Source organism: Furfurilactobacillus milii (assembly GCF_009863985.1).
Taxonomy (GTDB): domain Bacteria; phylum Bacillota; class Bacilli; order Lactobacillales; family Lactobacillaceae; genus Furfurilactobacillus; species Furfurilactobacillus milii_A.
The window spans coordinates 1-5,721 of the sequence record NZ_WEZT01000054.1 but is presented as its reverse complement, the minus strand read 5'-3'; the positions used below and the strand labels follow the sequence as shown (position 1 = coordinate 5,721).

Annotated in this window: 4 protein-coding genes and 3 pseudogenes; 2 read left to right on the top strand and 5 right to left on the bottom strand. The window is 38.8% G+C overall.

Annotated features, from left to right (window positions below; all coding sequences use genetic code 11):
• Together GB992_RS11420 and GB992_RS11415 are read right to left on the bottom strand one after the other, a co-directional pair.
• A pseudogene (locus GB992_RS11420) lies at positions 1-107 on the bottom strand (type II toxin-antitoxin system RelB/DinJ family antitoxin); the annotation flags it as partial.
• 250 nt (positions 108-357) lie between these two features.
• Positions 358-699, bottom strand: a pseudogene (locus GB992_RS11415) (replication initiator protein A); the annotation flags it as partial.
• A gap of 1,266 nt (positions 700-1,965) precedes the next feature.
• Here GB992_RS11415 and GB992_RS11410 point away from each other — a divergent pair.
• Entirely contained in the window at positions 1,966-2,775 is an 810-nt protein-coding gene (locus GB992_RS11410; RefSeq protein WP_161002551.1) for a ParA family protein, read from the top strand.
• Positions 2,768-3,097, top strand: coding sequence for a DUF5388 domain-containing protein (locus GB992_RS11405; protein WP_041816175.1), 330 nt, complete (start codon positions 2,768-2,770; stop codon positions 3,095-3,097). Before GB992_RS11410 ends, GB992_RS11405 begins: the two co-directional genes overlap by 8 nt.
• A gap of 139 nt (positions 3,098-3,236) precedes the next feature.
• Here the strand turns inward: GB992_RS11405 and GB992_RS11400 are convergent, their stop codons facing one another.
• The 3 genes and pseudogenes from GB992_RS11400 to GB992_RS11395 form a co-directional block, all read right to left on the bottom strand.
• A complete protein-coding gene (locus GB992_RS11400) occupies positions 3,237-4,253 on the bottom strand; it encodes an IS30 family transposase (protein WP_161002550.1) in 1,017 nt (338 codons plus the stop codon).
• A gap of 146 nt (positions 4,254-4,399) precedes the next feature.
• Positions 4,400-5,416 carry a DUF6625 family protein gene (locus tag GB992_RS11975; protein WP_347877391.1) on the bottom strand — a complete coding sequence of 339 codons (1,017 nt, stop codon included), beginning with the start codon at positions 5,414-5,416 and terminating at the stop codon, positions 4,400-4,402.
• Positions 5,417-5,431: 15 nt separating this feature from the next.
• Positions 5,432-5,569: pseudogene (locus GB992_RS11395) on the bottom strand (NAD-dependent epimerase/dehydratase family protein); the annotation flags it as partial.
• Positions 5,570-5,721 lie beyond the last annotated feature (152 nt).

The window sequence follows — 5,721 nt, the reverse complement described above, 5'->3', positions numbered from 1 at the left end:
ATGGCCGTGGTTGGATTTAAGCCCAATTCGCTTAAAACTGCTTCGGTATCATCGGCCAAATCTTTATCAATCTTGACTTGGACCCGTTTCTTTTCCTTACCTGCCATGATTGTCTCATCTCCTTTCTTTTGCTACTACCATTATACTACCTTTTGAGTATCTGATCAACGGATAAAACCCTGGCCTCAGACCACTTGAGGTTGGTATTGATCTAAAGACTGAACTTTTGAGCTAGTTAGCTCTGACACTTATTTAAAAGCCCCTGTTCTTCTGTTTAAGCCAGTTAAATCTAGTTTAAACATAAATGGTTTAGTAAGTCTTAAAACCGCTTAGAAAGGATTTTGCAGCCTTTTAGGACTAGTAGTACAACCCACTGTTGTCGTTGTCGGCCGGCTTTTCTTCTTCGGGATGTTTGGCCGCGTATTCTCTAGCCGCTTGTTTATTCCACCAAACACCAAATAGATTTTGCATGGTGCCGTACAGGTAGTTTTCCACGTTCTTGATGTGCTTCTCATTGCTTCTTAGGGCGTTAAAGTAACGTCTCAAGGCTTTAGTCATTAAAAATTTAAGTTCTTCGTCGTCCAGTGGGATTATGACGCCAATATCTTTATGATCCTTCTCAACTCGGTACTTAGCATTTAAGATAATACCAACGAAGCGACGCATCTGTTGCGGGGTACGGCACCAAAAACTAAGCAGTATTCATCATGTTACAGCACCCAAGTAAAAGCTACGAAGATAAAAACATTCATCCTCAAAATATGTAACCTAGAAAAAAGGCCTCCAGTGTTAAACCGGGAGCCTTTTTTAGTATACCAATTTTCACTTTACATAAGGCGGCATTATCCCAAGTAACCACCATTCACAAAGGTAAAACAACGATCTGTTATTTTACCTTTGTGAAAATTTCTGGGAAACAATTGGTCTAGCTATTCAATCCTTGATTTATCGGTAAATATACTTTATGAAATTCTCTTGGTTTATTCCTAGACCATTCGCTTAAATTCAGTAATTTTCTTTATATTCGGCTTGACGGGTTACGGTTTTCCATTCAGTTTAGAGGGAGTGACGTTTTGAGCGCAGAATTGTTCCCTGGAAACAGCTATTTGGAATAACTGAACCAGAGTGCAATTCTACATCTAAAAGTTTCCCCTTAGTTCGTCGGTCGTTAACGCCCGTCGCTTGTCTGTACAATTGCGGTATTGCTACCACCACTCATTATAAACCTACGTTTTCGGTTTAGCCTACTAAAAAACGCCCTAGTAGGCGTTGGTAATACGTATTTATGTTTGTTCGATCGCCAACTAATCAGTGGCACCAAGCCGAAGCTTCGTTTTACCACCCGCGCCGTTAATGGTCGCGCTCACCATTCACCACCCAGCCGTACAGATGACCTTGTTGTGGTATAGCCAGACTTATTGAAGTCGCCCTGGCAAACGTGTCCCCTTGGATTTAGACCCCAGCTTGTCCCCTAGGGCTTTAAAAATCGCACCGGCCATGATATAATAATCATTAATCAAATGATTTTTGTGGCGCTCACCAATGGCTGTTGGTGGGTGTTTTTTTATGTTCTATTTATCGATTTCATTTAGAATTATAGCTCAACCACAACAAAAGTCAACGGTTTTAAAAACTAGCACTACAGCACTATGGCACTATAGAACAAAAGAACTATAGAACTAAAGCATATAAGCACTACAGAACTATAGAACTATAGAACTACGGAACTAAAGAACTACGGCACTGTTTTTTCTCTTAGTAAATGCTTGCACATAGGGCTTAAAGCTATACGGTAGTGCTAGCACTACGGAACTAAAGAACTACAGCACTATAGCACTGTAGAACATAAGCACTACAGAACAACAGCATTATAGAACTAAAGAACTAACGCACTATAGCACTATATCGTGTTGATTCAAAAACGATATAGTGCTAATATAACAACAATCGTTAGGAGGCGTTATCATGACACAAACCATAACATTTGGAAATTTTAAAGGCGGAGTTGGAAAAACTAGTAATTCAACATTAGTAGCTCTAGACCTTAGCAATCGTGGTTACAAAACACTACTAGTTGATTTGGACCCCCAAGGAAACGCCACAAATCTACTCTTGAATACTAAAGTTAATATTGATGGAAAAGTTGGCCATTTTAAAAAAACTCTCATGGCTAGTATTGAAGATGGCGATTTAACTCAATCTTTAATACATATAAAAGAAAACTTCGATATCCTAGCTTCTGCACCTGACTTTGCTCTTTTCCCACGCTATATGGAAAAAATCAAAGACTATAATGAACGCGTCAAAGAATTCAGTAATCTTATCAAGCCGATTAAAGATAAATATGATTATGTCATCATAGATACGCCGCCTACTATCTCGTTAATCACCGATTCAGCATTGTATGCCAGCGATTATTGTGTAATTGTTATGCAAACTCATGAACATAGTTTTGAGGGAGCTCAAGCATTTATAGAGTACATCCAGGAACAAGTTATTGATACCTACAAGGCTCCCCGTTTGGAAATCGTTGGTATATTGGCTGTTCTATTGCAAGCCGGAGCTCCTGTAGATGAAGCAACTATTCAAAATGCTATTAATCAGTTTGGAACTGAAAACATTTTTAAACATAAAATTCACTCGATGCAGAGGATCAAGCGTTATGGAATAACTGGTATTACTTTCAATACTCAGTTTGATAGGCGTGTATTCAAAGTATACAAAGACGTAACTGACGAGATGCTAAAAAGAATGGAGGCAATTGAAAATGGCTAATAAATTGATTCGGTCTAACCGCAACCCAATTAAGCCAGATAAGCAGGCTGAAATTTCGGATTTTTCAAATTCAAATAAAGGAATTAAAACCCCACAAAATCAAGTTGCTTCGGTTACTTTTGACACAAACCTGAAAATCAACAACCACATTAGAAACAAATTGCAAGCAATGGCTGTACTAGGGTATAGTGACAATCAAAAGGCAGCTATTGAAGTAGCTTTATCTGTTTATATTGAATCTTTGACTTCAGACGAACGTAAAGAATTAGAATTTCAAATTGATTCTTTAGAAAAACGTGATGTACGCGTAAAAAGTAAGTAATCACGCACGCTCAGACAACACGTTCAGCTTTTAGACGTATACTTGTCCGTTTAAATGAAGCAGAATGTACAAAAAAAGTCCCTCAATTTTCAAGTCAAGTGCAACGATGATAACGAATTCTTGATAGTGGTCTAGGCTGTTACGCCATGCATCGGTAGTAATCGCATGGGCGAAGATAGTTCAGAATACGTCTGGGACGATGGTTCAGTGCGGATTGGACTGCTTGAATTTCAACCAGGGTAACTGCTCTGAGAGACTTCCCTTTCGGGAAGAATTCCCTAAGCAGTCCATTGGCGTTCTCGTTTGTGCCACGCTCCCAAGGCGAGTACGGATGTGCGAAGTAAATCTGGGTTCCAACAATCTCTGATAACTTGGCAAACTCGGAACCATTGTCAAAAGTGATACTCTCAAATTCCTTGGCCCCGTAGTCGTCGATCGTGTCCTGCAAGGCTTTAAGGCAGGTGCCCGCATGATAGTCAGGAATCTTGACGATGATCTCAGTCCGGCTGTACCGTTCTGTGAGCGTCATTAATGCTGGCTCATCAGCTAAGCGAATACCTTTGACCAAGTCGCCTTCCCAATGTCCCACGCCTGTGCGGTCATTCACGGCCGCAGGACGCAACTCGATTGAGTCGCCGTATATCTTCTTATTCTTGCGCTTGTGGGTGTTCTTATAGCCTTTGATGCGGCGTCGGAGCTTCTTGGGAAGTGTCATGTTGTCTAGCTCAAGCAGCCCGGCGTCGATGTAGCGATACACAGTTGTCGTTGAAGGACAAGCCTTGCCCTGGTCGCGATAGAAGTGTACGAAGCTATCAACGCTGTGTACGCGCGGCTTACGAGTAAGCTCCCTGGCGAGAGCCTTGAAGAACGCACGGCCGGTCTTAAGAAAGGCGTAGTGACCGGTTCTATCGCGTTTACGGTCGTGCATGGCTTGGGCAGTTTCCGCAAGATAGACTTGATGTGAGTGACGCTCCGAGTCGAGCTGAGTTACAGATCCACGCGTGATTTCTCGTGAGATTGTCGCTTTACTGCGATGAAGCTTCTGTGCAATCACGGTCGCGGTGTCACCAGCAGCCTGAAGGGCCTGAATTGTAGCACGGTCGCTAAAACTGAGTTGTTGGTAATGCTTGTGGGTGTTAGTCTGAGAGTGGGTCATGAAGATTCCTGCTTTCTTGTTTAGCTAGCACTAACAAGAATAGGTCTTCATGGCCTTTATGGTCTAGTCGTCAGGGTGTTGCACTTGAATTGTAAACTGGGGGTGTTAATCAATATTGAATAAATGCATAATACATATTATCTACATTAGTACTTTGGAAGTTCAGTGCCAAAATACACTTCATTACCATTTACAGGTATCTTATTAATCCTTTGAATAAATTTCCTACGCACATCACTTAAAGTTTTTTCTTTTAATCTTGATAATTTAGATATTCTTTTTTCTTCTATCTTTGGGGCTAATCTACTTGCATTAATAATAAAATCTTTATTTACAAAATTGCCTTTAATTGGTAAAAATTTATTAGGAATAATAATAAAACCTCTTGAATAATCGTCAACTAAAACTTCCATGCTCCTTTTTTGCAAATGGATATAAGTAAAATCTCTAGATTGTATTTTATGATTATCAATCCAAAATCCTTTTAGAGTACCCTTTTTCCATATAAAAACGTACGAAAACTTATTGATATTATATGCCAAATGAAAAGCTTCTTTATTAGGATCAATATCTGCAAAACTCATATTTTTCGGATATTGACTATAAATGCGACATCCATTCTGCCGTGCAATAAAAGAAAAGCCTCCCCCTTCATCAAAATGATATGAAAAATTTGTTTTAAAAGCTTCTGTGTAGTTCCAAGCGTGATTAACATGCTTTTTATACAAATGATTCATATTATTGGTATTTTTAATTAGTGTAAGATGTCCTAATTCTAAAATTTTATCAAAACTTGTTAAATGTTTTTCATTAATAATTGGGCTTAAATCACCCCAAATTGTATCTATATCACCAAATCCCCACCAATCATAATTTTTAATAAAATCACCAAACATTTCGCCATAAACTGGCTTATAATCGGTTAGTTTATAAGGCATAGATAGTGATACTTGAAATCCAATAGTAGCAGACGCACGTTTTTGCACTTCATTAAATGACATTTTAGTCCAGATAATATTTTCAGGAATACTATTAGGTTTCTTAATATCAGTAAAAAACATAACATCTATTTTCGAATTATATTTAACAGACTCCATCCACAAATTAAAATAATTTGGAAACTTTCCAAAATAGGGAACTATTATTACAACTGAGTTTTTCATGATTTTTTCCTTTCGTGAATGATCATTGGTATGAATCCAGTCACGCACGTTCTTGCCTGAACCATAAAACTTTGGTCGAATACCACTCAAGATATTGGTAATCTGCCACGGAATAAACTTTTCGATGTGTTGGTAAGGGCCATAGTTGTTTGAACGGTAGATTGTAAAATTAATCCGAACGCTGTTCGGACAAAAAAGATCAGTTCCCTTTAAAATGGTGTTTACCACAAACCCATCTTTTAGGAGCTGATCTTTTGTCTAGTATAACCTATTCCGAACGAATTAAAATCGAAACCTTTTGTGAA

Coding starts and splice junctions, on each gene's coding strand:
- GB992_RS11410 (WP_161002551.1), top strand. CDS start 1,966: ATGACACAAACCATAACATTTGGAAATTTTAAAGGCGGAGTTGGAAAA.
- GB992_RS11405 (WP_041816175.1), top strand. CDS start 2,768: ATGGCTAATAAATTGATTCGGTCTAACCGCAACCCAATTAAGCCAGAT.
- GB992_RS11400 (WP_161002550.1), bottom strand. CDS start 4,253: ATGACCCACTCTCAGACTAACACCCACAAGCATTACCAACAACTCAGT.
- GB992_RS11975 (WP_347877391.1), bottom strand. CDS start 5,416: ATGAAAAACTCAGTTGTAATAATAGTTCCCTATTTTGGAAAGTTTCCA.